Source organism: Kitasatospora sp. NPDC085895, from assembly GCF_040702125.1.
Classification (GTDB): Bacteria; Actinomycetota; Actinomycetes; order Streptomycetales; family Streptomycetaceae; genus Kitasatospora; species Kitasatospora arboriphila.
On the sequence record NZ_JBFBJY010000008.1, the window covers coordinates 1 to 25,722 of the forward strand.

The 25,722-nt window shown below is 75.3% G+C and carries 23 protein-coding genes; 4 read left to right on the plus strand and 19 right to left on the minus strand.

Translation table 11 applies throughout. From position 1 onward, the window contains the following. From AB0442_RS07135 to AB0442_RS07190, 12 genes are all read right to left on the minus strand, one after another. A partial coding sequence (locus AB0442_RS07135; protein ID WP_366161222.1) for a HAMP domain-containing protein occupies window positions 1-848 on the minus strand: 848 nt, incomplete at its 3' end. A 123-nt stretch (window positions 849-971) separates the two neighbouring features. Beyond that, complete coding sequence (locus AB0442_RS07140; RefSeq protein ID WP_366161224.1) at window positions 972-1,403, minus strand: ATP-binding protein; 432 nt, start codon at window positions 1,401-1,403, stop codon at window positions 972-974. Further along, complete coding sequence (locus AB0442_RS07145) at window positions 1,400-1,792, minus strand: STAS domain-containing protein (protein ID WP_366161226.1); 393 nt, start codon at window positions 1,790-1,792, stop codon at window positions 1,400-1,402. The genes AB0442_RS07140 and AB0442_RS07145 overlap by 4 nt, the downstream gene beginning before the upstream one ends. A 101-nt stretch (window positions 1,793-1,893) precedes the next feature. Further along, entirely contained in the window at window positions 1,894-4,365 is a 2,472-nt protein-coding gene (locus tag AB0442_RS07150; protein WP_366161228.1) for a SpoIIE family protein phosphatase, read from the minus strand. 197 nt (window positions 4,366-4,562) lie between these two features. Beyond that, a complete protein-coding gene (locus AB0442_RS07155) occupies window positions 4,563-5,471 on the minus strand; it encodes a SigB/SigF/SigG family RNA polymerase sigma factor (protein WP_366161230.1) in 909 nt (302 codons plus the stop codon). A gap of 567 nt (window positions 5,472-6,038) precedes the next feature. Further along, the gene (locus tag AB0442_RS07160; RefSeq protein ID WP_366161232.1) at window positions 6,039-6,701 is read right to left on the minus strand and encodes an HAD family hydrolase; all 663 of its coding nucleotides are present in this window, start codon (window positions 6,699-6,701) and stop codon (window positions 6,039-6,041) included. Window positions 6,702-6,795: 94 nt separating this feature from the next. After that, the gene (locus AB0442_RS07165) at window positions 6,796-7,311 is read right to left on the minus strand and encodes a hypothetical protein (protein ID WP_366161234.1); all 516 of its coding nucleotides are present in this window, start codon (window positions 7,309-7,311) and stop codon (window positions 6,796-6,798) included. An 81-nt stretch (window positions 7,312-7,392) separates the two neighbouring features. Continuing rightward, complete coding sequence (locus AB0442_RS07170) at window positions 7,393-7,866, minus strand: ATP-binding protein (protein WP_366161236.1); 474 nt, start codon at window positions 7,864-7,866, stop codon at window positions 7,393-7,395. 257 nt (window positions 7,867-8,123) lie between these two features. Beyond that, window positions 8,124-9,638: an MFS transporter gene (locus tag AB0442_RS07175; RefSeq protein WP_366161238.1), complete on the minus strand. Its 1,515-nt coding sequence runs from the start codon at window positions 9,636-9,638 to the stop codon at window positions 8,124-8,126. A 71-nt stretch (window positions 9,639-9,709) separates the two neighbouring features. After that, window positions 9,710-10,891: a permease gene (locus tag AB0442_RS07180; protein WP_366161240.1), complete on the minus strand. Its 1,182-nt coding sequence runs from the start codon at window positions 10,889-10,891 to the stop codon at window positions 9,710-9,712. A gap of 57 nt (window positions 10,892-10,948) precedes the next feature. After that, on the minus strand, window positions 10,949-12,286 hold the full coding sequence (locus AB0442_RS07185) for a deoxyribodipyrimidine photo-lyase (protein ID WP_366161242.1): 1,338 nt from the start codon (window positions 12,284-12,286) through the stop codon (window positions 10,949-10,951). 172 nt (window positions 12,287-12,458) lie between these two features. Next, window positions 12,459-13,166 carry a pyridoxamine 5'-phosphate oxidase family protein gene (locus tag AB0442_RS07190; RefSeq protein ID WP_366161244.1) on the minus strand — a complete coding sequence of 236 codons (708 nt, stop codon included), beginning with the start codon at window positions 13,164-13,166 and terminating at the stop codon, window positions 12,459-12,461. A gap of 484 nt (window positions 13,167-13,650) precedes the next feature. Between AB0442_RS07190 and AB0442_RS07195 the strand changes: the two genes are divergently transcribed. After that, window positions 13,651-14,511, plus strand: coding sequence for a universal stress protein (locus AB0442_RS07195; protein ID WP_366161246.1), 861 nt, complete (start codon window positions 13,651-13,653; stop codon window positions 14,509-14,511). 140 nt (window positions 14,512-14,651) lie between these two features. Here AB0442_RS07195 and AB0442_RS07200 read toward each other — a convergent pair whose 3' ends face one another. Beyond that, window positions 14,652-15,500 (minus strand): LysR family transcriptional regulator, encoded by an 849-nt coding sequence (locus tag AB0442_RS07200; RefSeq protein WP_366161248.1) that lies wholly within the window; start codon window positions 15,498-15,500, stop codon window positions 14,652-14,654. A gap of 203 nt (window positions 15,501-15,703) precedes the next feature. Between AB0442_RS07200 and AB0442_RS07205 the strand changes: the two genes are divergently transcribed. From AB0442_RS07205 to AB0442_RS07215, 3 genes are all read left to right on the plus strand, one after another. Beyond that, on the plus strand, window positions 15,704-16,399 hold the full coding sequence (locus AB0442_RS07205) for an SDR family NAD(P)-dependent oxidoreductase (RefSeq protein WP_366161250.1): 696 nt from the start codon (window positions 15,704-15,706) through the stop codon (window positions 16,397-16,399). Window positions 16,400-16,713: 314 nt separating this feature from the next. Continuing rightward, the gene (locus AB0442_RS07210; protein WP_366161471.1) at window positions 16,714-17,880 is read left to right on the plus strand and encodes an MFS transporter; all 1,167 of its coding nucleotides are present in this window, start codon (window positions 16,714-16,716) and stop codon (window positions 17,878-17,880) included. A 75-nt stretch (window positions 17,881-17,955) separates the two neighbouring features. After that, window positions 17,956-18,291, plus strand: coding sequence for a YnfA family protein (locus AB0442_RS07215; RefSeq protein WP_344624790.1), 336 nt, complete (start codon window positions 17,956-17,958; stop codon window positions 18,289-18,291). A 14-nt stretch (window positions 18,292-18,305) separates the two neighbouring features. On the opposite strand, the gene AB0442_RS07220 is transcribed toward AB0442_RS07215, so the two are convergent. Genes AB0442_RS07220 through AB0442_RS07245 form a run of 6 tightly spaced genes read right to left on the minus strand, consistent with a single transcriptional unit; the run spans window position 18,306 to window position 25,634 of the window. Next, complete coding sequence (locus AB0442_RS07220; protein ID WP_366161253.1) at window positions 18,306-19,679, minus strand: hypothetical protein; 1,374 nt, start codon at window positions 19,677-19,679, stop codon at window positions 18,306-18,308. A gap of 10 nt (window positions 19,680-19,689) precedes the next feature. After that, entirely contained in the window at window positions 19,690-21,060 is a 1,371-nt protein-coding gene (locus AB0442_RS07225; protein WP_366161255.1) for an amino acid permease, read from the minus strand. After that, entirely contained in the window at window positions 21,057-22,346 is a 1,290-nt protein-coding gene (locus AB0442_RS07230) for an MFS transporter (RefSeq protein ID WP_366161257.1), read from the minus strand. The genes AB0442_RS07225 and AB0442_RS07230 overlap by 4 nt, the downstream gene beginning before the upstream one ends. Beyond that, window positions 22,343-23,641 (minus strand): ATP-grasp domain-containing protein, encoded by a 1,299-nt coding sequence (locus AB0442_RS07235; protein ID WP_366161259.1) that lies wholly within the window; start codon window positions 23,639-23,641, stop codon window positions 22,343-22,345. Before AB0442_RS07235 ends, AB0442_RS07230 begins: the two co-directional genes overlap by 4 nt. After that, entirely contained in the window at window positions 23,638-24,642 is a 1,005-nt protein-coding gene (locus AB0442_RS07240; RefSeq protein WP_366161261.1) for a class I SAM-dependent methyltransferase, read from the minus strand. Before AB0442_RS07240 ends, AB0442_RS07235 begins: the two co-directional genes overlap by 4 nt. Further along, window positions 24,639-25,634: an aminotransferase class I/II-fold pyridoxal phosphate-dependent enzyme gene (locus tag AB0442_RS07245; RefSeq protein WP_366161263.1), complete on the minus strand. Its 996-nt coding sequence runs from the start codon at window positions 25,632-25,634 to the stop codon at window positions 24,639-24,641. The genes AB0442_RS07240 and AB0442_RS07245 overlap by 4 nt, the downstream gene beginning before the upstream one ends. Between the last annotated feature and the right edge of the window lie 88 nt (window positions 25,635-25,722).

Genomic DNA, 25,722 nt, shown 5'->3' on the forward strand with positions numbered 1-25,722 from the left:
GTGCCCACCTCGCGGGCCACCCGGGTCACCTCCCCCGCGAACGCCGACAGCCGGTCGACCATCGTGTTCACCGTGTCCTTGAGCTCCAGGATCTCCCCGCGCGCCGCCACGCCGATCTTCTGCGTCAGATCGCCCTCCGCGACCGCCGTGGCGACCTGGGCGATCGAGCGGACCTGGGCGGTGAGGTTGCCGGCCATCGAGTTGACCGAGTCGGTGAGGTCCCGCCAGGTCCCGGACACGTCGCGGACGTCCGCCTGACCGCCGAGCCGCCCCTCGGTGCCCACCTCGCGGGCCACCCGGGTCACCTCCCCCGCGAACGCCGACAGCCGGTCGACCATCGTGTTCACCGTGTCCTTGAGCTCCAGGATCTCGCCGCGCGCCGCCACCTCGATCTTCTGCGTCAGATCGCCCTCCGCGACGGCGGTGGTGACCTGGGCGATGTTGCGGACCTGACCGGTGAGGTTGCCGGCCATGGCGTTCACCGAGTCGGTCAGTTCGCGCCAGGTGCCGGAGACGCCCTCGACCTCGGCCTGGCCGCCGAGCCGGCCCTCGCTGCCGACCTCGCGCGCCACCCTGGTCACCTCGGCGGTCACCCGGGACAGCTGTTCGGCCATGCCGTTGAAGACCTCGGCGATCTCGCCGAGCAGCCCGGGGCCGCCGTCCGGCAGCCGGGTGCCGAAGTCCCCGTCGCGGACGGCCGTCAGCCCGGCCAGCAGCCGGCGCAGGTCCTCCTCGGGCAGCGGTGCGGACGCCTCCGGGGGTTCGGGTCCGGCGGAGCGCAGGAACCGGCCCGCGGACCGGTCGGGTCCGCCGGGGCCGTGGTGTTCGGGCGGGGTCGGTCGGTTCATCGTCGTCCTCGGCACGGTGCGGCACGTCCGAACGGGTGTCCTCCACGTCCACTCTGCCACCGTCGGCGGGCCGGGCGCTCCGCCTGCGGGGCGCCGTCCGCCGCGGGCGGCGGGCGGATGCGCTCAGTCCTCCACCGGTTGCTCGACCTCCAGCCACACGGTCTTGCCGGGCGGGCGCGGCACGCTGCCCCAGGACGCGGCCAGCCGGTCCACCACCCGCAGTCCGTGCCCGCCGGGCGAGGACCGCGGGCGGTCGGTCTGGAGCACGGGCAGCTCGAAGCTGTCGTCGGACACCTCGACCCGCAGTCCGCCGCCGGTGCGCTGCAGGACGAGTTCGCGCGGCCCGCCGGCGTGCAGGCAGGCGTTGGTGACCAGTTCGCTGACCATCAGCAGCACGTCCTCGGCCACCGCCAGGCGCTCCCCGTCGACCGCGGGCAGCCAGCCCCAGTCGTGCAGGGCCTCGCGGGTGAAGTCCCGGCAGTGCTGGACCGCGCCGCGGGACTCGTACAGGGCCAGCCGCCGCACCTGCCCGGCCGGCCCGAAGGGCCCGGTCATCCACCGCCGCCCGGTCCGGGCCCCGCCTCGGCGGTGCTGTCGACCACCCGGAAGATCTCGCCGGCGCCGGTGATCTCCAGCATCCGCCGCACCATCGCGGTGGGGGCGGCGAGCACCACCTCTCCACCGTCCGCCTGGGCCGACAGCCGGGCGCGCAGCAGCAGGTTCAGCCCGGTGGAGTCGCAGAACAACAGGCCGGAGCAGTCCACCACGACCAGGTCGGGAGGGTCGCGGAGCGCCCCGTCGAGGGCCTCCCGGAACGGCTCGGCGCTGTCGTGGTCGAGCTCGCCGGCCGGCGCCAGCACCCAGCGACCGGCTGACCGGTCCACGGAGACGGTCAGCTGGTCGGCGCCCGCGGGTCCGCCGCGCGCCGCAGTGTCGGCGTCCATCGCCGGCTCCTCCCGTACGAGGGGGTGCTCACCTCCACCATAGGTCGGCGCGGGCCGCCGTCCCCGGCAGCGCTCCGGCGGCGCCGTGCCGGCGGCCCCGGTCAGCCCAGGCGCAGCCCGACCAGGCAGGTGTCGTCGAGCGGGTTGGGGGCGCCGAGGCGGCGCAGCACGTGGTCGAGGCAGCCCTCGATGTCGTCGGCGCGGTAGTCGCGCAGTGCCTCGACCAGGCGGTGCACGCCCTGGCCGAGGTCGCCGCCACGGCGCTCGACCAGGCCGTCGGTGTAGAGCAGCAGCGTGTCGCCGGGTTCCAGCCGCAGCCGGGCGGGGCGGTAGCGGGCGCCGGGCACCGCGCCGAGGAGCATGCCGTCGGGCATCTCCAGCAGCCGGGCCTCGCCACCGCCGCGGGTGACGACGGGCGGCAGGTGGCCGGCCCGGGCCCAGTCGAGGGTGCGGGCGGCCGGGTCGAGGCGGCCGCAGACGGCGGTGGCGGTGTAGTTGCCGCGTTCGTGGCAGAGCATCCGGTTGAGCCGGGCGAGCAGTTCCTCGGGCGGTGCGCCGGTGTAGGCGAGGCCGCGCAGGGCGTGCCGCAGGTTGGCCATGCCGGCGGCGGCGGGCAGGCCGTGGCCGGAGACGTCGCCGACCACGACGAGCACGGTGCCGTCGGGCAGGGCGAGGACGTCCCACCAGTCGCCGCCGACCTTGTTGCCCCGCCCGGCGGGCAGGTAGCGGGCGGCGGTGCGCAGTCCGGGGGTGCGCGGGCCCGCCGGGGCGTCCATCAGGGCGCGCTGCAGGGCGACGACGGCCCGGTGCTCGGTGTCGGCCCGGCGGCGCTGCTCGGCGAGCCGGGTCCGGGTGCCGGCGAGGGCCTGCTCGGCGCGGCGCCGGCCGGTGACGTCCTGCACCACGCCGCGGACGGCGACGGCGGCGGAGCGGTCGAGGCCGGGGACGGCGGTGGCGAGCACCCGCAGGCTGCGCGCCTCCGCCTCCCGGCCGACCCGGAACTCCAGCGTGGTGTCGGCGGCCCCGGCGAGCAGTCCGGCGGCGGCGGAGCGGACCTCCTCGCGGTCGCCCGGTGCGACGGCGGCCAGGGCCCGGGCGAGGCCGATCCCACCGCTGCCGTCGTCGGGCAGGCCGAGCAGCCGGGGGACCTCGGGCGAGCAGGTGAGCCGGGTGCTGCCCGGCTCCCAGCTCCAGGTGCCGAGCCGGGCGAGCCGCTGGGCCTGGGCGAGCTGGGTCTCCCGCCGGTCCCGCTCGTCGTGGGCGCGCCAGCTGACCAGCACGCCGTCCAGGAACGGCGTGGCGTGCAGGGTCATCGCGGAGGCCCGGACGGCGCCGCCGACGACCTCCTCGAAGCGTTCGGCACCGCCCTCGTACGGGACGCCGGTGGCGGCGACCTCCAGCAGCCGGCCGAAGGTGCCGGAGGCGACCATGCCCGGGTACAGCTCGGTGAGCCGGCGGCCCACCATGTCGCCGGGGGTGCGGCCGGCCAGGTCGACGGTGGCCGCGTTGGCGTGCTCGACCCGCAGGTCGGTGACGCCGCCGCCGGTGTCGCGGACGGCGCCGAGGATCAGCACCGGGTCGAGCAGCGCGTCCAGCACGGCCCGGAACCACGGCTCGGCGACCGGCGCGGCCCGGCCGGGCCCTGCGGTGCCGCCCGCGCCGACCCGTTCCAGTTCGGCGGCGCAGAGCGCGGCCACCGCGGCGAGGTACCGCTCGGTGTCCGGATCGGGCCGGTACTCCTCGGCCCAGCCGAGCTTCATCGCGCCGATCACCCGGCCGCCGGTGCGCAGCGGCAGCGCGCACACCGTGCGGCCGGGGACGAGGTCCTCGCCGGGGACGTCGGGGTAGCGGGCCGCGAAGTCCTTGCGGGTGGCGACCCAGACGGGGGCGCCCGACTGGGCGGCCTCGGTGAGCGGCAGGGCGGTCATCGGCGGGATCCGCTGCCACTGGCTGAGCCGGTGCGCGGAGACTCCGTGGCTGCCGACCAGGCGCAGCGCGCCGTCGGGTTCGAGCAGGGCGAGGACGGCGGCGGTGACGCCGAGCGGGGCCAGGGCGGTGTCGTGCAGCAGCCGGGCGAGGTCCTCGGTGGTGCCGGCGGAGGCCAGCGCGGCCGCGGCGAGGTGGTAGCGGGCGGCGAGTCCGCGGGCGGGCAGCCCGTCGGCGGCGGGTTCCGGGGCGGCCGGGCCGGGGACGGGCGTCGGACCGGGCGGCTCGACCGGCTCCGCGCCGGCGGCCACCGGGCCGGGGCGGTCCGGTGCGGCCGTCCGGTCCTCGATGGGGGCGGCGACGCCCACCACCTCGGCGGCGATCTCCACCAGCTTGCGGTTGGTGTCCTGGGAGAGCCGGACGAGCCGGTCGAAGGCCTGGTCGGGGGTGCCGCCCTCGCGCTCCGCGAGCATGCCCTTGGCCTGTTCGATGACGGCGCGGGTGCGCATGGCGGTCTGCAGGCCCTCGACCTCGGCCCGCAGCCGGTCGACGGTGGCCTGCAGCACGGACCGCTCGTCCGCCCCGGCGCCGTTGTCGGGCTCCGGGCCGGGCGGCGCCTCGGGGTGGTGTTCGGCGCGGCCTGCCACGGAGCCAGCGTAGCCCGGCGACCGCGCCCGGCCCGCCCGAGCCGGTCAGGGCGTTCGGGTGGTCCGTTCAGGGGCGCGGGGCCGCGCGATCCGGGGCCGGTGTCACGGCGGCCCGGGCCCGAACGCGGTCCGTACGGTGGCCCGCGTCCTCGTTGCGCGGTCCCCGCGCCCCTTGAGGTGCACCCGCGATCTTCGGGTCATCCGGTCGGGGCGGGCCGGCGGGCGCCGTCCGGGCCTGCGTCGTCCAGGCGTTCGCGCAGCTGGCGGAGCGTGGCGGCGAGGATGCGGGAGACGTGCATCTGGGAGACGCCGATCCGGGCCGCGATCTCCGACTGGGTGTGGCCGCCCCAGAACCGCAGCTTCAGCACCGTCCGCTCGCGCTCCGGCAGCTCCTGCAGCAGCGGGCGGACGGACTCCCGGAAGTCGACCAGGTCGAAGTCCGCGTCGCAGGCGCCGAGGCGGTCCAGGAGGGAGCTGCCGGGCTCGTCCGGGCTGTCCTCGCGGAGCGCGTCCAGCGAGTCCGAGCGGTAGGCGCGGCCGGCGGTGAGGCCCGCGGCGACCTGGTCGGGTGCGAGTCCGAGCTCCTCGGCGAGCTCCTGCGGGGTGGGCAGCCGGCCGAGGTCCTGCTCCAGCCGGTCGGAGGAGCGCGCCACGGTCAGGTAGAGCTCCTGCAGGCTGCGCGGCACCCGCACGGGCCAGGTGGTGTCGCGGAAGAACCGCTTGACCTCGCCGGTGATCGTCGGGATCGCGTAGGTGACGAACTCGACGCCGCGCCGGTGGTCGTAGCCGTCCACCGCCTTGATCAGGCCGACCGTCCCGACCTGCAGGATGTCGTCCATGTCGGCGGCTCGGTGGCGGAAGCCCGCGGCGACGAAGCGGACCAGCGGCATGTTCAGCTCGATGATGGTGCCGCGGACGTAGCTGTACTCGTGGGTGCCGGGTTCGAGGGCGGCGAGGCGCTCGAAGAGCGCGTCGCTGAGGGCCCGGGCCTCGGCCTTGCCCATGGCCCGCATCTCCTGCTGGGTCGGGCGCGGAGCCGGGGCGGTGGTGGGTTCGACGGGCGCCGCAGGGGCGGCGGCGGTCGGGGAAGCGGCAACAGCGGACACGGGGAGTCATCTCCGTGGGGCGGGGGGACCGCAGGACGTGCGCGCACGGCGCAGCACACTGCGGGGGGTGGGACACCCGGCCGCCCGACGGCTTCAGACGGTGGCGCCCCGGCACGTCGAGGTGCCGGAATCCCCGGCGGCCGACGGCCACCGGGTCGCGGAGGGGGGCAGCCTGGGCCCGACACCTCCGCCTGATCGTTGTACCCGCTCGGCGGGTCGCTAACCCCACCCAGCGGATGAAACCGGAATGAGAACGGCGAAAGGTGCGAATCCACTGGCCGGATGCCCGCGGATCGGGCGGTGTCCGGCGGGCCCGCCCGGGTAGGCGTGCAACGGATCCCCCGGGCCCGGCGTGCCTCGGGGGGCCGAGCGACTTCCCCGGAGCCGCCGGGGGGCGGACGGAGGTGACGGCGGTGGACGGTCCCGACCTCTCCTGGCGGCGGTGGCCCTGCGGACGGTCTGCGGGGCCGCGGCCGCGGTCGCCGTGTTCGTCCTGCTCCAGGGCGCCCGCCGCGGACGCTAGGTCCTGAAAGGCGTACGGATGCCGCACGGGGGCGCGTGGGGCCGTCAGGTCCGGCCCAGGGCGCTGTCGTCGAGGGCGGCGAGCAGTGCGGCCGGATCGGCGTGGACCTCCAGGGCGCCGGCGGCGCGCAGCTCGCACTCCCCCACCCCGCCGCAGGTGACGGCGATGCACGGGACACCGGCCGCCGCCGCGGCCTGGACGTCCCACCGGGTGTCGCCGACGAACAGGGCCTCGCCGGGCCCCGCCTCGGCCCGTTCGAGGGCGGCGTGCACCAGGTCGGGGGCGGGTTTGGAGGTCTCGACGTCGTCGGCGCCGGTGGCCGCCCAGAGCACGTCCTCGGCCCCGAGCACCCGCCGCATCACCTCCAGGTCGCGTCCGGAGGCCGAACTGGCCAGCACCACCCGCCGTCCGCGTGCGGCGACCTCGCGGAGCAGGTCCGCCGCGCCGTCGAAGGCCCGCAGCCGGGGCCAGAAGCGGGCGTAGAGCGCCTGCTGGGCGGCGCTGATCGCGTCGTCCTGCGCGTGGTCCCGGTCGGTGCCGAGCAGGTGGTCGAGCAGCTGGTCGCCGGCCATGCCGATCGCCCGGTGGATGCGCGCGGTCGCCGGCTCGTACCCGAACTGGGCGAGCGCCTCCGACCAGGCGGCGGTGTGCAGGTAGTTGGTGTCGAGCAGCGTTCCGTCGACGTCGAAGAGGGCTGCGGACGGCATGCTCTACTCCCTCCGGAGGGCCGGCGCGGGACGGGCGCGGGCATGCGCAGCGTACGGCGCACGCCCGCGCCCGGCGTCCCGGACGTGCCGGGGCTCAGTGGCCGAGGCGATGGATCAGACCCTGCCTCCGCTTCGGCTGCGGCTGCGCCTGCGCCTGCGGGGCGGGCTCGGGCGCCGTGTCGTCGGCCCGCAGCCCGGTGGCGGTCGGGGCGTGCGTCCCGGGGTCGGCCGGGCCGCCCGTGGCGCCGCCGAGCGGTGCCCGGTCCGCGTACGGCTGCGGCTCGGGCGCGGCGGCGTAGGGCTGGTCGGTGTACGGCCCGGTGGTGGCGGGCTCCGCCGGGGCGGCCACGGCGCGGGCCCGGCGGGAGGTGCGCAGTTCGGCGCTGCGGCGGCGGTGCCGGCGGCTGCCGGCGGCCACCAGCAGGCAGCCGAAGACGAAGATCAGGGTCAGCGCGATCCCTGCGAGGAAGACCGCGAGGCTGTTCATGGTGGCGATGTGGTTGCCGAGCACGGCCACCGTGGTGGTCGGTCCGCCGTCGAGGTTGTCGGCGATCAGCAGTCCGGTGAAGGCACCGGTCGCCGCCAGCAGCAGGAGTCCGAGCGCGAGCATCGGCTGTCTCCTTTCGGGCTTGCGGGGGAGGTTCCCCCACCCGCGTCTGCCCCGGCGCCGCCGTCCGATGCACGGGCCGGGTCAGTGGTGCTCCTCGCTGTCCGGCCCGTCCTGGCCGGCGAGGCTGAGGTCCGCCCAGACGGTCTTGCCCCGGTGGTGCGGGACGACCCCCCAGCCGGTGCTCAGCCGGTCGACGATGTGCAGTCCCCGGCCGCCGGGCCGGTTGGCGGCCTCCAGCGGTTCGCGGGGGGCGGGGCTGCCCGGTCCGCCGTCGAAGACCTCGACCCGGGCGGACGGGCCGTCCCGCACCAGGGTGAGTTCGATCGGGCTGCCGCCGTGCAGGAGGGCGTTGGAGAGCAGTTCGGAGACCACCAGCAGCATGTCGGCACGACGCTCCTCGCCGCCGGGGCGCCCCCACTCGTCGAGGACCCTGGTGGTGAAGTCGCGGCCCGACCGGATGTCCCCGGGTGCGCCGAAGTAGCACCGGCGGCGTTCGGAGACGGGCCGTGCGGCCCCGACGGTGTGCCGTGGCCGACCTGCAGCGCCCTTCGCCATGTGCTCACCCCGTCGACCGTGTCCGACCACTGTGTGCGCTGCTCCCGTCGGAGCGGCTGTCCCCCGCCCACGACTGCCGTCCGGCGGCCGCGGTGCCGGTGGCCGCGGCCCGGTCCGCCGCGGGCGGAGAGGCTCCGGTTCCGCGTCTGCCCGGCTCCGCCGGGAAGAACCCGGCCGGGCGGGGGACCGCGAGTGGCGCGGTCGCCGCCCGGCCGGACCGGTGCCGCGCACCGGTGTCACGGCCTGCCGCCCCGCCGTCAGGAGGGCCCGGCGGCCGCGGCCTGCACCTGGCTGAGCGGCGCGGCGAGCGACTCCAGGCTGCGGCGCTCGGCCTTCACCCCGATCGCCGCCTCGACGAGTCCCGCCACCACCATCAGTGCGGCGCCGATCGAGAAGGCGAGCGTGGTGTCGGCGGTCTTGCCGCTGCTGACCAGGCCGTTGAAGAGCAGCGGTCCCGTGATGCCGCCGATCGCGGTGCCGACGGCGTAGAAGAACGCGATGCACAGCGCCCTGGTCTCCAGCGGGAAGATCTCGCTGACGGTCAGGTAGGCGGCACTGGCGCCGGCGGAGGCGAGGAACAGCACGGCCGTCCAGCACACCGTCATGGTCGTCGCGTCGAGCGTGCCCTGCTGGAAGAGGTAGGCCGTCAGGAAGAGCAGCACGCCCGAGCCGATGTAGGTGCCGGCGATCATCGGTTTGCGGCCGACCGAGTCGAAGAGGTGGCCGAGCAGCAGCGGTCCGAGGAAGTTGCCGACGGCGATGACGGCGAAGTAGTACCCGGTGTTGCCGTCCGGGACGTCGAAGAACGTCGTCAGGATCACCGCGTAGCCGAAGGTGACGGAGTTGTAGAGGAAGGCCTGGCCGACGAAGAGGGCGAGGCCGAGGATCGTCCGCCGCGGATAGGTGGAGGTCACCGTCCGGGCGATGGTGATGAACCCGAGCGCGCCCCTGGGCCTGATGGTGATCTCCTCGGTGGCGGGCGGGAGCTCCTCCCCGGTCTCCTGCGCGACCGTCCGTTCCACGTCGTCCACCAGGCGTTCGGCCTCCTCGGCGCGGCCGTGCGTGAAGAGCCAGCGGGGGCTCTCCGGGACGTGTCGCCGCACCAGCAGGATGACGAGGCCGAGAACGACGCCGAGGGCGAAGGAGAGCCGCCAGCCGACGTCGGTCGCGAACAGCGCGGTGTTCAGCAGGGCGATCGAGGCGAAGGCGCCGATCGCGGCACCGATCCAGAAGCTGCCGTTGATGATCAGGTCGACCCTGCCGCGGACCCTGGCCGGGATCAGCTCGTCGATCGCCGAGTTGATCGCCGCGTACTCGCCGCCGATGCCGAAGCCGGTGAAGAACCGGCAGAGGAAGAAGAACCAGGGCGTCCAGGCGAGGGCGGTGACGGCGGTCGCCGCGAGGTAGACGCCGAGCGTCACCATGAAGAGCTTCTTCCGGCCGAGGCGGTCGGTCAGCCAGCCGAAGAAGAGGGCGCCGCTGCACGCACCGGCGACGTAGAGGGCCGCCGCGGTGGTGGTCACCTGGGCGGCACTGATGTCGATGCCGCTGCCCGACTCGGCCAGCCGGGAGGCCATGTTGCCGACGATGGTGACTTCGAGGCCGTCCAGGATCCACACCGTCCCGAGGCCGATGACGATGCGCCAGTGCCAGCGCGACCAGGGCAGCCGGTCCAGGCGGGCCGGCACGTTCGTCCGGATCGTGCCCTTCTGCGGACTGCCGGCCCGGTCGGCACGGGTGGCGCGTCCCGGGGGTGGCACAGACTCGGCCATGATCGGCCTCCGTTCGCTGCCGCGGGGCCCGGCGGCCCCGATCGGGACGCGCCTGCCCCGCCGGAGCGCGATCACACGGGGGGACCCGCCCCGGGGACGGTGCCGTGCCCGTGCTGCGCCGCGTCGGGGCCGCCGCCCATCGCCCGCAGCATTCCGGCGCCGCCGGTGCGCAGGAAGCGGACCGTCAGCACCGCGGCGAGCAGCAGGAAGGCGATGTTCAGCCAGGTGGTGTAGTCCCAGCGGACCCCTTCGGAGGGCACGGTGGCGTCCGCCTGGTCGGGGATCAGGCCGAGCGCGCCGAAGACGAGTTCCACGGCGTACCCGGCGGCGACCGTCGCGGTGTAGAAGGTGACGAGCAGGAAAAGCGTCGTCCGGCGTCCGTAGTACTTCCGGTAGATGTTGAGGATCGGCAGGATCAGCAGGTCGGCGAAGATGAACGAGACCACGCCGCCGAAGCTGATGCCGCCCTTCCACAGGACCACCGCGAGCGGCACGTTGCCGATCGAGCAGACGAACGAGGCGACGGCCACCACCGGACCGATCAGCGGGCCCCAGATCTCCGCCGCGACGGGGTGGCCGGTGAAGAAGAAGGCCTCCCAGAAGGAGTCCGGCACCCAGGCGGCGACCGCCCCGGCGATCAGCAGGCCGAGGACGAGGTCCCGCAGGATCGCGGCCCACTCCATCACGAAGACGTGCGAGACCGAGGTGAAGCCCTCGGGCGAGGCCAGCCGCCGGAGGAAGCCGCCGTCGCGGCGCACGCCCATGTCCATCGCGGCGTGGCCCTCCATCGAGCCGGCCGCCCCGCGGTCGGCGTGCTCCCGCGCCTCCCGGACCATCGGCGCCCGGAGGAACCGCCGGAAGAGCACCGCCAGCACCACGATCATGATCGGGCCGCCGGTGAACTCGGCCGCCGTGAACTGCCATCCCATCAGCAGCGCCAGGATCAACCCGAGTTCGACGACCAGGTTGGTCGAGGCGATCTCGAAGGCCATCGCCGCGGTGAAGTCGGCGCCCTTGCGGAACAGCGAGCGGGCCAGTGCGACGGCGGCGTACGAGCAGGAGGACGAGGCCGTGCCGAGGCCGGCGGCGAGCGCCAGGGTCCGCGGCCGGGCGTCGCCCAGCGCCCGGGCGACCGTCTCCCGGTGGACGACGGCCTGGACGATCGCCGACAGCAGGAAGCCCAGGATCAGCGCCCAGGTGATCTCCCAGGTCATCGCGCCGGTGATCTTCAGCGCGTGCAGCAGGGCGTCCATTCGGCCTCGCAGGTCGGGCGGTCGGCGGGTGGTCCGGGGGCGGCCGGGCCGGCCCGGTCAGTCCAGGCCCCGACCCCGCCGCAGTCGCGCCGCCACCTCGCCCGGGTCGACCAGGGGCGCCGGGTAGTCGGCCGGCGGACGCTCCAGCAGCCAGGGCCGGTGGACGGACCGGCCCCGGAGGTGGGCGAGTTCGGGCACCCACCGGCGTACGTAGGCGCCGTCCGGGTCGAGTCGGTCGGCCTGGGTGAGCGGGTTGAGCACCCGGTTGGGCCGGGTGTCCGTGCCGGTGCCGGCCACCCACTGCCAGTTGAGCTGGTTGTTGGCGAGGTCGCCGTCGACCAGCAGGTGCAGGAAGTGCCGGGCTCCGGTCCGCCAGTCCTGGTACAGCGTCTTGGTCAGGAAGGAGGCGGTGAGCAGCCTGGCCCGGTTGTGCATCCAGCCCTCGTGGGCGAGTTGGCGCATCCCGGCGTCGACCACGGGGAAGCCGGTGCGGCCCTGCCGCCAGGCCTCGGCCTCGCGGGAGTCCTCGCGCCACCGGTCGCCCTTGCCGCGGTAGTCCTGCCAGGCGGCGTCCGGCCGGGCAGCGAGCACCTGGTGGTGGAAGTCCCGCCAGACGAGCTGTCGGACGAAGGCCTCCGTGCCGGGGCCGCCGCGGCGTTCGGCGAGGTCCACCAGCTCGGTCGCGGAGAGGCAGCCGAAGTGCAGGTAGGGGGAGAGACGTGACGTCCCGTCGGCGGCCAGGTCGTCGTGCACCTCCTCGTAGGCGGTGACGTCCCAGGCCTTCCAGCGCCTGCGGGCCTCGGTCTCCCCGCCGGGCGGCAGGCCCGGCGAGTCGGCGCGCTCGGGGCGGATCGCGTCCGGGTCCGTCCCGGCGAGGCCCGCGGGGGTGCGCAGGCTCCGCGGTGCCCGGTGCGGCGAGCGGCGCGAACTCCGCTGCCAGGCACGGAAGTACGGGGTGAAGACGGCGTAGTGGTCCTTGCCGGTGGGCGCGGCGGCGCCAGGGACGAGGGCGGTGAGGGAGCCGTCGTGCACGTGGAGGCGGTCGCCGAGGTGTTTTTGCAGGGCGCTCTCGCGGCGCCGCGCGAAGGAGCTGACGCCAGCGGCGACGTGGACGGCGACCGCGCCGGTCTCCTCCGCGAGGCGCGCCGTCTCGGCCGCCGCGGAGCCCCGGCGGATCAGCAGCCGCCCGCCGATCCGGCGGAGCGAGGCGTCGAGGTCGGTCAGGCAGGCCGCGAGGAAGGCCCGGCGGTTGGGGGCGGCGAATCCGGCCGCCTCGACACCGGGGTCGAGCACGAAGAACGGGACGACCTCGTCGGCGCTGCGGGCCGCGGCGTCCAGCACCGGGTTGTCGTGCAGGCGGAGGTCCTGGGTGAGCAGGGCGATGGCGATCGTCATGGCCCGGCCAGGCTAGGCCCTCCCGTTCGGATCGTGTCGGATCGGCGCGCGGCGGTGGGCGTCCGGAGTCGCGCGCCCGGCAGGATCCGTGGGATCCGTGGAGGGGACCTGTCGATCGGAGCGGCCGTGCCGGTGGTGGCCGGGCGGAGTGCCTCCCGCGCGGCGACCGGGCTCAGAGTGAGCCGACGCGGCGGCCGGTGACCCGGGTGGGCCGGATCCGGATCCAGAGCGGGTTGTCGCCGCCCGACCACGGTTCGGACCCGGGGCGCCCGGCGAGGCGGTCGATCTCCTCGTGCGCGGTCACGTGTTCCGCCGTGCCGGCCAGCAGCACGCTCCAGCCGCGGCTGAGCCGCTCGTCGATCCGGTCGATCTGGAAGGAGAGGGAGGTGCCGGAGTCCGGTGCGGCGGCGCTGTGCGGGACGGTCCGGTAGGCGACGGTGCCCGCGTCGACGACGTAGTTCACCGGGAGGAAGGCGGGGCCGGGGCCGGCGGGGACGGCGACCCGGCCGACGCCGTGGTCGCCGATCCGGTCCCAGCACTCGCGGACGGTGAGCGGGACCAGCACGGGGTGCTCCGGAGCCGCGGCCCGGCCCGGTGCCTCGTCGGTGCGGCCCTCGACGAGCTCGCGGCGGCTGAGCCCGAGGGCGCTCGCGAGGCGGAGGAACCCTCCGGGGTCGAAGGCGGGTCCGGCTTCGGCGAGGTGCTGAAGGTAGCGGGTCGCCATCCCGGCCTTGGCGGCGAGTTCGGCCTCGGTCAGGCCCAGGGCGTCGCGGCGTTCGTCGATCCGGCGGGCGATCGCGGCGGGATCCGGCTCGTCGGGGCCCTGCGACGGGTCCCCGTTCGGGTCGCGGCCGGGCTCGGGGCGGGCGTTGTCGTTCACGGCTGTCCTCCGGCGGGCACGGCGGGCGCACCGGGCGCGCGCTGTCGGCGGCCGGTTCCTCGGCCGTCTCGCCCCAGTAGAGCCCGGGGCCGCGCGGACCGCCAGGCTGCCGGGTCCGCCGGGGCGGCCGGTCCGCCGAACGGGGCCGGGCGGACGCGGTGGGTCGGTGCCCTGCCGTTCCGCTACGGCGCGGTACCCCGGTAGGGCATCCGGTCCGCCCTCCCGGGCGACCCGAGGTACCCCGTGGCCGTACCGGTCGGCGTGGTTCGCCGGGGCTCGGCCGGGCGTTCCCCCGGCCGTCGTCCGGGGAAGGGCCGTCCGGCCCTGTCTCCGATCGCGCGAGACTGGTGCGATGGGGCGCACGCGGCACGGACGTACCCCGGCGGCGCGTTCCCGGCGCCGCCCGCGGCGTGCCCGCACGCCGTGCCCGCCGGCCCGGCCCGGCCGTACCGGCACCGAACGATCGCACCACCGGGAGGATCCCGTGAACGGACCCGTCGTCGTCGGGTACGACGGCTCGGCCGAGAGCATCGCCGCCCTGCAGTGGGCGACCGTCGAGGCGGCGCTGCGCGGGCTGCCGCTGGAACTCGTCCAGGCCTGGCCCTGGCCCAAGCACCACGTCCTCGGCGGCGAGGACGCGGACCACTGGGTCCGGCAGCAACTGGCCGACCAGGAGGCCGCGGTACGGGCGTCCGCCGGCGACGTGGCGGTCACCTCGCGGCTGGTGCCCGACGCGCCCGCCGCCGTGCTGAAGGCCGCCGGCGAGAAGGCGTCCGTGCTGGTGCTGGGCTCGCGCGGGCTGAGCACGCTGCGCGGCTTCCTGGTCGGCTCGGTCAGCCAGGAGGTGCTGGCCGGGGCGGCCTGCCCGGTGGTGCTCGTCCGGGCCGGCGGCGGGGACGGCCCGGCCCCGGCCCACGGTGCCGTCGCCCTCGCGCTGGACCTCCGCCACGACTGCCCCGAGGTGCTGGACTTCGCCTTCCGGGCCGCCGCGCAGCGCGGGGTGCCGCTGCGGGTGCTGCACGCGGCCGGGCCGCCGGCGGGCAGCGAGTACATGGCCTTCGGCGCGATCGCGGCGATCTCCGCGGACCTGGCGTCGGCCGAGGAGCAGGCGCTCGCCGAGGCGTTGCAGCCGTGGCGCACCGAGCATCCGGACGTCGAGGTGGAGGCGACCGTGGTGCCCGGCAGCGCCGCGCTCGCGGTGGTGGAGGCCGTCGGCGAGGACGTCGGCCTGCTGGTGGTCGGCCGCCACGACCGGCGGGTGACCTTCGGCGGCCACGTCGGCCCGGTGACCCATGCGGCGATCCACCACGTCACCTGCCCGGTGGCGGTGGTCCCCTACCGCTGACGGGCCTGCCCCGGCTTGCCCGAAGGGCGCTCGAACGGCCGGTTCAGGGGCGCGCGCGGGGTGCCCCCGGCCGACGGCCGGAAGGTGCCTCCCCACGCGCCCCCGTGAGGCGCCCGCACGCCCTTGGAGGACAGGTCGTCCTACTCGTCGGCGGCGGGGGCCGGGGCAGCGGCGCCGTCCGCATGGGGGCGCAGGAGGGCGGCCGCGAGGTCGAGGAAGTCGGCTGCGGGCCCGGTGCAGTCGTCCTGCGGCACGGCGAGGCAGGTCTCGACCGGCTGGAGGTCGGTCACCGGCAGGTGGACGAGGTCCGGGCGGGAGTACGAGTCGGCGACGCCGGCGGGGACGAGTGCGATGCCCTGCCCGGAGGCGATGAGCTCGAACTTGCCCTCCAGCGTGGAGGTCCGCCGTTCCTTGCCGTCGAGGAGGGGCTCGCCGTCGAGGTCCGCCGTGGTGAGTGCGGGGCGCCCGGCCAGTGGATGCGTGACGGGCAGGCACGCCACCTTGGTCTCCCGGTCGACGGCGACGGTGCGCAGTGCCGTGTCGTCGAACGGCCGGCGGAGGTACGCGACGTGGACGCGGCCGTCGCGCAGCGGCGCGTCCCGCTCCCACCAGCGCAGCGGGAAGACGTCGACGGCGACGTCCGGGTGGCTCCGGGCGAAGGCCCGGACGGCGTGCGAGACGTGCAGGCCCGGCGCGAAGGCGACGACCAGGCGCTGTTCGCCGCGCGCGGCCTCGTGCACGCGGCGGACGGCCGAGTCCACCACCGCGGTGATCCTCCGTGCCTCCTCGTACAACCGCTGCCCGGCCGGGGTCAGTTCGACGCTGCGGGTGGTCCGTTCGAGCAACGGGCAGCCGAACTCCCGCTCGAAGACCCGGATCTGGCGGCTGAGGACGGGCTGGGCGATGAACAGGGCCCGCGCGGCCCGGCCGAAGTGCCGGTGTTCGGCCACCGCGACGAAGTAGCGGAGCTTCCGCAGGTCGAGATCCATACCCGGACGGTATCAATGCGGACCGAAGGGTATTGGACGGCCGGTCGGGCCCGCCGGAGACTCGGTGCACGACGGCCCGTCGGCGCGCAGTGACGCACCGACGACGGACCGGCCGCCCGACCGGCGGCCCACCCTGACGCTCCGTCACCACTTCCGCGGAGACGCCGCCGACGCGGCGCTCCCCACGCACGACGGGAAACGACATGACCGACACCCGCCCGACCGCCCTGATCGTCGGCGCCTCCCGGACCTTGGGCCTCGAACTGGCCGCGGAGCACCTGCGCCGCGGCTGGGACGTCATCGGCACCGTCCGCGGCAGCCGGCGCACCGGCCTGCACGACCTGGCCGAGGAGTCCGGGGGCCGCCTCGCCGTCGAGTCGCTGGAGATGACCGACCCCGGGGGGATCACCGCCCTGCGCGGCCGGCTGGCGGGACGCACGCTCGACCTGCTCTTCGTCAACGCCGCCGTCACCCGCGGCGACCTCCCGATCGGCGAGGTCCCGACGGAGATGTTCACCGAGGTGATGGCCACCAACGCGCTCGGCCCGATGCGCGTCGTCGAGTGGCTGCGCCCGCTGGTCGCCCCGGCCGGGACGATCGGCGTGATGTCCTCCGACCAGGGCAGCATCGCCCTCAACACCGACGGCGGGCAGGACCTGTACCGGGCGAGCAAGTCCGCGCTGAACCAGCTGATGCGCTGTCACGCCGCCCGGCACGCGGACGACCCGCGGACGCTGCTGCTGATGGACCCGGGCTGGGTCCGCACCGAACTCGGCGGTCCGGAGGCCGAACTCGGTGTGGAGGAGAGCATTCCCGGGGTGGTGGACACGATCGAGGCCCACCGCGGGAAGCCCGGACTCCACTTCGTCGACCACCGCGGGCAGGTCGTGCCCTGGTAGCGGCCGCCACCGGGCGCTGCCGGGGCCGGGGCGGGGCCGTCCCACGGGGTGGGCGAGGGCTGGGAGCCGCAACGAACTGCTGGTAGTAGTAGGCGCGTTCCACGCCGACAGTCGAGCGCCCCACCTGCCCACCGTCCGTGAACGGAGATCAAGTGCCCGCCCCCATCGCCCCCGACGACAGCACCGACGCCCCCGTGGCGACCGCCGACCCCGACCTGCCCGCCGCCCCCGCCACGGCAGTCGCCCCCGCGCCGGCGGTCGCCGACGGACCGGCCGCGTCCGTTCCCGGCCTGCGGCTCAAGGCCGTGCTGCTGATGGCCGGCAGTTGCCTGCCGATCCTGGGCGCCGTCCTCATCGCCCCCGTCCTGCCCGGGATCCAGGACCACTTCGCCGCCACCCCCGGCGCCGACGCGCTGGTGCCGGTCGCCCTGACGATCCCCGCGCTGGCGCTCGCCCTGCTCGCCCCGTTCGCCGGCGTGCTGATCGACCGGCTCGGCCGGCACCGGCTGCTGGTCGGGGCGACCGTCGCGTACGCGTTCGTCGGCACGGCGCCGCTCTGGCTCGACTCGCTCGGGGCGATCGTCGCCAGCCGGGCGCTCGTCGGCGTCACCGAGGCCGTCATCATGACCTGCTGCACCACCCTGATCGGCGACTACTGGAGCGGCCGCACCCGGGACCGCTACCTCGCCCTGCAGACGATGTGCGCCGCCGTCTCCGCCACCGCGTTCTTCGCGATCGGCGGGGCCGTCGGCTCGGCCGGCTGGCGGGCGCCGTTCTGGGCGTACGCGGTGAGCCTGCTGCTGGCGCCGCTGATGGCGACCGTGCTGCGGCCCGCGCCGAAGGCCGCCGCCGCCGCCACCGCTGCCGCGGACGCTCCGGCGGAGCCGGCCGAACCGGGCGGCGGCGAGGAACGGCCCTTCCCCTGGCGGCGGTTGGCGCCGACCTGCGGACTGACGGTGTTCGGCGCGGTGGTGTTCTACACCGTGCCGGTGGAGACCTCCTACCTGCTGGACGACCTGGGGGTGACCGCGCCGGCCGTGATCGGCGCGGCGACCGCACTGGCCAGTGCGGCCACCGTCGCCGGGGCGGCCGGCTTCGCCCGCTTCACGGCCCGGGCGCAGCGCTTCCTGCCGCAGGTGCTGGCGCTCTGCGCGGCCGGATTCGTGCTGATGGCGGTCACCGGCCGGGCGCCGCTGCTGGTGGCCGGCGCCGTGGTCAACTGCCTCGGCACCGGCGTCCTGCTGCCGCTGCTGCTGACCAGGGCGATGGCCCTGCTGGACCACGCGGACCGCGGCCGCGGCACCGGCCTGTGGACGGCGGCCTTCTTCCTCGGCGAGTTCGTCTGCCCGCTCGTGCTGCTGGCCGCCGCCGCGCTGGTCGGCTCCCTGGCGGCGGCGGTGGGCGTCCTGGCCACGGCGACGGCCCTGGTGGCCCTGGGCATCCACCTCAAGGACCGCCGCCCCGTCCCCGCCGCGGTCTGACGACGGGCCCGGTCCTGCCCGCCCGGGCGTGCACACCCGGGCGGGCAGGACCGTCGCAGCGCATAGGGTCGGGCCATGACCGTCCTGCGTTCCGTCCTGCTGTTCCTGCTCGCCGCCCTGCTGGAGATCGGCGGCGCCTGGCTGGTGTGGCAGGGCACCCGGGAGCACCGCGGGTGGGTGTGGATCGGCGCCGGGGTGCTGGCGCTCGGCGCGTACGGCTTCGTGGCGACCCTGCAGGACGACGCGGACTTCGGCCGGATCCTGGCCGCGTACGGCGGTGTCTTCGTCGCGGGTTCGCTCGCCTGGGGCATGGTCGTGGACGGCTACCGGCCGGACCGCTACGACGTGATCGGCGCCCTGGTCTGCCTGGTCGGGGTCGCCGTCATCATGTACGCACCGCGCGGGCACTGACTCCCCGGGCCAGGTCAGCTCGGGGCGAGTCCGTGGAGGACGGGACCGGCGTGCGCCCCCGTGGCGAGGTTGACGACCAGTCCTCCGCCGTCGGCGGGGGTGGCGCGTACGTAGGCGCCGCCGTAGCCGTTGACCACGGTGAACACCCCCCACAGCGGTGTCCAGGGGCGGAGTTCGCCGTTGTCGTCGGCGAAGAGCTCGACGGAGGGCCGGACCCGCCGCTGGAGGATGTACGGGCGGTCGAGCGCCGCGTGGATGCGCGTGCTCCACTCCTGCGCGGTCAGGCCCGGTGTCCAACCGGGCAGCACGCCGGTGCCGCCGGCCAGCGAGGTGGGCTTGAGCACCAGGTCGTGCTGGTGGGCCAGGGCGTACTCGACGAGGTCGACGGACTCCCCGTCCTCCAGGGTGACCGGGCCCGGGCGGACCATCCGCGTCCAGGTGAGGATCCGGTCGAGGCCCGCCAGCACGTCGGCGCCGAACAGCCGCCGGTTCCGCTCGTCGGAGAGCAGGGCGAGGGCGCCCTTGCTGGCGTACACGGCCGAGTCCAGCGGCGTGAAGATCCGGACCTCGCCGCGGTCGGCGGCGTCGAGGATCGGGTCGACCAGGTGCAGGGACCCCGGCGACTTGAGCAGGTCGCCGATCAGGAACACCCGGAAGACGATGTCGACGGGCCGCTCCCCCAGCCACACCCGGCCGTCCCGCGCCTCCAGCTGCCCGACGTGGCAGGGGTACGCCTCCAGCCCGTACTCGCCCCAGCGTTCGCAGAGCGCCTCCATGTAGGGGAGCATCCGCCCGTACGCGTCCGGCCAGTCGGTCAGCGCGACCACGGGGTTGTCCCCGGGGCCGTAGCCGCTCTCCACCACGATGTTCTCGACCTGTTCGCGGAGCGAGTCCACGAAGCCGAGCTTGTGGCGTTCGGCGAAGTCCGCGAGGTGCGGGCGGGCGAGCAGCTCCCGGCACATGTCGGGGTTGTCCATCCCGCCGACGGCGCTGCCGATGTTGAGTTCGAGCAGCTTGAAGCCGGTGTCGTCGGCGTAGAGGTCGGCCCGGGTCTGCCGGCTCACGGTCGCGCCGCGGCCGCGCATCACGGCGGAGACCTGGACGTCGGTCAGCCCGACGGCCCGGGCGAACGCCTCGAAGTCGCCGCCGAAGAGCAGGTCGGGGAGGGCCGCCAGGGCGGTGCGCAGGTTCTCCAGGTCGGCGTGGAGCTGCACCTGTTCGGCGTGGCCGAGGAACAGCGGCCGGGACAGGTACCTGCCCTCGTACATCCCGTCGAGGAACGCGGAGCCGACCGGGCCGACCGGGCCCGCCGGTCCGGCCGTCCGGGCGTCGGCTCCGGGCCGGCCCAGTTCGGCCAGGTACGCGCGGGTCAGGGAGATGCGGTCCATGGATCTCTCTCTACTGTTCGGCAGCCGCGGTTGCGCGGCGGCCACGGATCAGGGCGGCGGCGAGGACGGCCGAGGCGAGCACGGCCGTGCTGATCAGCTGGATCCTGGTGCCGGGGTCGACGAGCATCAGCCCGAGCAGCGCGACCATGGCGGCCAGCGCGGTCCAGCTCAGGTACGGGTGGCCCCACATCCGCACCGGCGAGTCGGCCGGCAGGCGCCGGCGCAGGCGCAGCTGGGAGCAGGCGACCAGGATCCAGACCAGCAGCAGCACCGTGCCGACCGCGTCGAGCAGGTGGAGGAAGACCGTGCGCGGCCAGAGCAGGTTGAGCACGACTCCGACGAATCCGAACGCGGCCGAGGCGAGCACGGCCGCACGGGGGACGCCCGTCCGGCCGAGCCGTGCCAGCAGCGCGGGCGCCTGGCGGCGGCGGGCCAGCGAGAAGGCCATCCGGGCGGCGGCGTAGGTGTTGGCGTTGAGCGCGGACAGCAGGGCGAGCAGCACGACGACCCGCATGACCTGCCCCGCGGCGGGAACGCCGACGTGGTCGAGGACGGCGGCGAACGGGCCGGCGCCGACCTGCGGGTCGGACCACGGCAGCAGGCTGACCACGACGGCCATGGAGCCGAGGTAGAAGACGGCGATCCGCCAGACCGCCGCGCGGACGGCCCGCCCGGTGGCCCGGGCCGGGTCGTCGGACTCGGCGGCGGCGATGGTGACGACCTCCAGGCCGCCGAACGCCGGGACGGCGGTGGTGAGTCCGGCCGCGACGCCGGCCCAGCTGTGCGGCAGCAGGTCGCCGTCCAGGGCTCCGGTGTCCCCGCCGGGGAGCACCCCGGCGATCGCCAGCACGCCGACGACCAGGAAGGCGACGATCGCGGCGACCTTGACCAGGGCGAACCAGAACTCGAACTCGCCGAAGTTCCGCACGTCGGTGAGGTTGACCGCGGTGAAGACCGACATGAACAGCAGCACCATGAGCCACTGCGGGACGGCCGGGAGCCAGCCGTGCACGATGACGGCGGCCGCGGTCGACTCCAGGGCGAGCACCACGACCAGGGTCAGCCAGTACAGCCAGCCGATGGTGAACCCGGCCCATGCGCCGAAGGCACGTTCCGCGTGCTCGGAGAACGAGCCGCTGGACGGGTGGGCGGCGGCCATCTCGGCCATCATCCGCATCACCAGCACGGTGAGGACGCCGGCCGCCGCGAAGGACAGCACGATCCCCGGTCCGGCCGCGGCGATGCCCGCGCCGGAGCCGACGAATAGGCCGGACCCGATCACGCCTCCCATGGCGAGCATGCCCAGGTGGCGCTGGCGCAGGGCGCCGCGCAGGTGCTCCCCCGGTCGCGGCTCGGTGGCGGGTGGAGCGGTGAGGGTCATTCGAGGTCCTTGGACGAGGCACGGGGACGGGGGAAGTGACGGATCGGGGTCGTGACGGGTTCGACCACCGCTGCTTCGGCGGGGCGGCCCGGCATCCGGGACCACCGCAGCGCCAGGACGGCGGAGACCGCCGCCCCGACGGCGCCGAACACGGTGATGACGACGGACGCCGGGGCGTGGTCGGCGGCGAGGCCGGCCAGGGAGATGCCGACCCCCTGGGCCATCCGGACGGCCGCCGAGGCCAGTCCGAACGCCTTGCCGCGCTCGGAGTCGGGGACGGAGCGGCTGTACTCGGCGTTCGCCGGGACCTGGAACGCCGAGAACACTCCGGAGGCCGCCCACAGCGCGCAGGTCACGGCGGTGTTCGAGGACAGCACGGTGAAGGTCAGCACCGCGCAGGAGGCGACGGACAGCGGCCCGAGCAGCCGCAGGCCGCGGTCCGGACTCACCCAGCGGGTCAGCACGAACATGCCGACGACCGCGCCGGCCGGGCTGGCCGCGAGCAGCAGGCCCACCCCGGTCGGCCCCTGCCCCAGGGCGTGGGCGTACGGCGTGGCCAGGCCCTCCTTGCAGGCGTAGAAGCCGGAGACGGTGCCGAACGCCACCAGCAGGCGCAGCCGGCGGTCGGCCCGGACGAGGCCGGCGCCGCCGGTGATCACGCTCCACCGGCCGCCGGTCGGCGGGCCGCCGGCCGGCCGCGGTCGCCGCTCCAGGCCGTACCGGGTCAGCACGGCCGAGACGGTGAAGGTGGCCGCGTTGAGCAGCAGGGCCCGGGAGGGCCCGAGCACCGCGACCGCCGCGCCGCCCGCCGCGAACCCGGCGAGCTGGCCGAGCTGGGCGGTCAGGTTGACCACCGCCGACGCGGGCAGGTAGTGGTCCCCGGGGGCGATCGTCGGCAGCAGTGCCGACCGGGCCGCCAGGTGCGGCGACTGGGCCAGTTGCACCGCGACGACCAGCGAGCACAGCAGCCACAGCGGCGTGCCGGGGATCGCCATGACGGCGACCAGGCCGGTGCGGACGAGGTCGCACACCACCATCAGCCCGCGCCGCGCGCAGCGGTCCGCCAGCCAGGACAGCATCGGCCCGCCGACGAGTTCCGGCAGCAGGGTCAGGGCGTAGGTGAGCGCGGCCAGCCCCGCCGATGCGCTGCGGTCGAAGACGAGCAGGGACAGCGCCACCCGGGTGAGCTGGTTGCCGCCCACCGAGACCAGCTGGGCCAGCCACAGCATCCGGAACTCGCGGACGGCGAGCACCCGGCCGAAGCCGGCCGTCGGCGGCCTGCTCACGGGCGCGCCACCGACTGCGCCCGTCCGGCCACCCGCACCACCGGCCGGTCCTCCACCGGCTCCCAGTCGAGCCGGTACTCGGCGAGCACCCGGCCGATCGCCTCCTCGATGCGGCGGCCGCTGCCCGCCCTGAACCGGTAGCGGCCGCCGGTCTCCTTCGCCCCGCCGGTGCCGTTGAGGATCGCACCCACCTCGGGCAGGACCTCCGCGTACATCTCGGGCACCTCGGCGAGCAGCGACCTGGTCGACAGCACCCGGCAGGGACGCACCGGGGGCTCCGGGATCAACAGGTAGCCGCCGGCCTCGCCCGCGGGGTCGGGCGGGGTCAGGTCCGGGGACTCCCCGAGGGTCAGCCGGGTGGCGACCTCCAGCAGGTCGAGCCCGTACACGTCGCGCCAGATGTGCGGGAGTTCCGCACCGCCGGCGCGTGCGGCCACCTCCAGGAACACCAGCCCGTCGTACTCGCCGGGCCCGGTCGGGTCGACCGCGAACACTTCGAGGTGGAAGACGCTGCTGCGCACGCCGAGGGCGGTGAGGGCGACCTCCGAGTACCCCGTCAGCCGCCGTTCCAGCTCGGGGTCGTCCGCGGCCACCGAGCCGAACGAGTCGCCCAGGGCGTAGTCCAGGCAGGTGTTGAGCAGCCGGAAGGCCCGCAGCACCCGCACCCGCCCGTCCTGGATCACCCCGTCGACCTGGTACATCGGGCCGCTGACGTACTCCTCGCAGACGTGGTTCGGCAGCGGGGCGGCGAGCGTCTCCTCCAGCGAGGCCGGGGAGTTGACCAGGCAGATGCCCTGGCTCCCTGAGCCGTCGCGGGGTTTGAGCACCACCGGGAAGCCGACCTCGGCGGCGAACCGGCGGACCTGCGCGGGATCGTCGGCGTCGACGAACCGCGGCACCCGCAGGCCCGCCGCGGCGACCAGCTGCTTCATCGTCACCTTGTCGCGGACCCGCGCCACGTCGTCCGGCCGGGGGCCGGGGACGCCGAGCAGTTCGCGCAGGTCCGCGGCGACCTCGAGGTCGCGTTCGAAGAGCGCGACGACCCGGTCCAGCGGGCCGTGGCGGTCCACGATGCCGCGGGCCAGTTCGGCGACGGCCGGCCGGTCCGCGAGGTCGTCGACGACGGCCACGGTCTCCGCCGCGGCGGCGTCGACGCCGTCGGCGCCCGCCGCCGAGCAGAGGTAGGCGACCCGGTCGGTGCCGTGGTCGATGTACGCGGTGTAGTCGCAGCCGACCGACCGGTCGAAGCGGTTGAGGACGAGGATGTGCCTGCCGGTCGCAGCGCGCTCGCTCATCCGTGCGTCCTCTCGCGGGTCAGGTGCATCAGCGCCGTGTACGGGGGCAGGTCGAAGTCGACGACGTCGGCGAGGTTCCAGCCGGCCTCGGCGAGGACGTCCTTCCACTCGGCGAGCGAGGGGATCATCTGGCCCATCACGGCGTGCGCGGTCTCGAACCCGAGCGTGAAGACCGGGTGCCGGTCGGTGGAGGGCAGGTCCGAGCGGTAGGTGTCGCAGATGATGAGGTCGGTCGCCGCCGGGAAGGCCTCGCCGATCAGCTTGAGGCTGGTCAGGCACTCCTCGCGCGGCCACAGGTCGTGACCCATCATGAAGGTGCAGACGAAGTCGACCTGGTCGAACTCGGGGCGGTGCTCCATCGCGGTCGCGTCGCCGTGGACCACGGAGATCCGGTCGGCGAGGCCGGCCCGGGCGACCGACTCGGTGGCCAGGGCCACCGCGCCGGCGGCGAAGTCGACGCCGATGCCCCGGAACTCCGGGTCCCGCCCGGCCAGCTTGATCAGCCGCTCGCCGCTGCCGCAGCCGAGGTCGGCGCCGCAGCGCAGGTCGCGTTCGGCGACGATCCGGTAGAACGCGGGGTCGACGTAGGAGAATCCGGCGTCGCGGGCGCCCAGGCCGATGGCCTTGTAGTCGCGCCGGACGGTGAACCCGTCGGGGCGGTTCGCGGTGCGGATCAGCTCCGGCATGGTGGTGAAGAGTTCGCCGCAGCCGCGGGTCAGCCAGTAGAAGAAGCCCTTCTTCGCCATGGTCTCGGCGAACTGCGGGCCGGGCTCGGCACAGTGGTGGTCCGGGTCGAGCGCGACGATCCCGGCGAGGGCCAGGCCCCGGGCGACGGCCTCGACGGAGGGCGCGTCGAGGTCCTGCTCGCGGGCGAACTCCCGCAGGTCCACGGGTGCTTCGGAGCCGTCCAGGCGGTCCAGCAGGCCGGTCTCCCAGGCGGCCGAGATGGCGTAGGCGGAGAGCGTGTGGTTGAAGACGTCGTCGATGACCGAGACGGTCATGGTTCCCCCAGGTGTTGTGTGCGAAAGCCGATCAGGATCGCGTCGACCGCGGCGACGAGGGCCGCGGTCTCGGCGGCGGTGCCGACGGTCACCCGCAGGGCGGCGCCGACGGGATGGACCCGGACCCCCCGGTCCAGCAGGACGGCCGCCCAGTCCGCGGGGCCGTCCGGCGGTCGTGCGTAAAGGAAGTTGGCCTGGCTGGGCGTCACCTCGAAGCCGCGCCGGGCCAGTTCGCCGGCGAGCGCCTCGCGGTTCTCCCGGTTGCGGATGCGGCGCTCCTTGAGCGAGGCCGGGTCGGCGAGCGAGGCGAGCGCGGCGGAGCAGGCCGCGCTGCTGACGGTGAACGGCGTCTGCAGCGAGCGCAGCGCGCCGATCAGCCGGGCGTGGCCGATGCCGTAGCCGACCCGCAGGCCGGCCAGGCCGTGGATCTTCGAGAAGGTCCTGGTGGTCAGCAGGTTGGGCAGTTCCGACAGGGTCTTGAGCGAGGGCCCGGCGTCCGCCTCGTCCGCGTAGTCGTGGTACGCCTCGTCGTTGAGCACGACGGTGCCGTCGGGCAGCCGGCCGGCCAGGTCGGCGACCGCCTGCCGGGGCTGCCAGGAGCCGGTGGGGTTGTGCGGGTTGGAGAGCGCGACCAGGCCGACCTGCGCCTGCCGGAGGTGGTCGGCCAGGTCCTCGCCGGGCGGCCAGGGGCGGGTCAGCGTCGGGGTGCCGCACTGGACGCCCAGCATCGGGTAGAAGTCGAACTCGGGTTCGTGGAAGAACGCCGGCCGCTCCGGCCCGGTGAACGCGCGCCAGGCCAGGCCGATGATCTCGGCGCTGCCCGCACCGACCAGCACCCGGTTCAGCGGGACGTCGTGCAGTTCGGCGATCGCCGCCTGCAGGGCACCCTCCCCCGCCGGGTACCGGTGCACGTCCGGCACCAGTGCGTGCAGGGCCTCGGCCACCCCGGCCGGTGGTCCCTGCGGGTGTTCGTTTGCATGCAGACGCAGCATCGTCCCCCTCGATTCGATCTTTCGATTACGGTAGGAACCGCGACTGGATGACGACTGGACGACAACTTTTCCTTCACACGGGGCGGGG

Coding starts and splice junctions, on each gene's coding strand:
- AB0442_RS07140 (WP_366161224.1), bottom strand. CDS start 1,403: ATGACCGGGCCCTTCGGGCCGGCCGGGCAGGTGCGGCGGCTGGCCCTG.
- AB0442_RS07145 (WP_366161226.1), bottom strand. CDS start 1,792: ATGGACGCCGACACTGCGGCGCGCGGCGGACCCGCGGGCGCCGACCAG.
- AB0442_RS07160 (WP_366161232.1), bottom strand. CDS start 6,701: ATGCCGTCCGCAGCCCTCTTCGACGTCGACGGAACGCTGCTCGACACC.
- AB0442_RS07165 (WP_366161234.1), bottom strand. CDS start 7,311: ATGCTCGCGCTCGGACTCCTGCTGCTGGCGGCGACCGGTGCCTTCACC.
- AB0442_RS07170 (WP_366161236.1), bottom strand. CDS start 7,866: ATGGCGAAGGGCGCTGCAGGTCGGCCACGGCACACCGTCGGGGCCGCA.
- AB0442_RS07175 (WP_366161238.1), bottom strand. CDS start 9,638: ATGGCCGAGTCTGTGCCACCCCCGGGACGCGCCACCCGTGCCGACCGG.
- AB0442_RS07180 (WP_366161240.1), bottom strand. CDS start 10,891: ATGGACGCCCTGCTGCACGCGCTGAAGATCACCGGCGCGATGACCTGG.
- AB0442_RS07185 (WP_366161242.1), bottom strand. CDS start 12,286: ATGACGATCGCCATCGCCCTGCTCACCCAGGACCTCCGCCTGCACGAC.
- AB0442_RS07200 (WP_366161248.1), bottom strand. CDS start 15,500: ATGGATCTCGACCTGCGGAAGCTCCGCTACTTCGTCGCGGTGGCCGAA.
- AB0442_RS07205 (WP_366161250.1), top strand. CDS start 15,704: ATGACCGACACCCGCCCGACCGCCCTGATCGTCGGCGCCTCCCGGACC.
- AB0442_RS07210 (WP_366161471.1), top strand. CDS start 16,714: ATGGCCGGCAGTTGCCTGCCGATCCTGGGCGCCGTCCTCATCGCCCCC.
- AB0442_RS07215 (WP_344624790.1), top strand. CDS start 17,956: ATGACCGTCCTGCGTTCCGTCCTGCTGTTCCTGCTCGCCGCCCTGCTG.
- AB0442_RS07220 (WP_366161253.1), bottom strand. CDS start 19,679: ATGGACCGCATCTCCCTGACCCGCGCGTACCTGGCCGAACTGGGCCGG.
- AB0442_RS07225 (WP_366161255.1), bottom strand. CDS start 21,060: ATGACCCTCACCGCTCCACCCGCCACCGAGCCGCGACCGGGGGAGCAC.
- AB0442_RS07235 (WP_366161259.1), bottom strand. CDS start 23,641: ATGAGCGAGCGCGCTGCGACCGGCAGGCACATCCTCGTCCTCAACCGC.
- AB0442_RS07240 (WP_366161261.1), bottom strand. CDS start 24,642: ATGACCGTCTCGGTCATCGACGACGTCTTCAACCACACGCTCTCCGCC.
- AB0442_RS07245 (WP_366161263.1), bottom strand. CDS start 25,634: ATGCTGCGTCTGCATGCAAACGAACACCCGCAGGGACCACCGGCCGGG.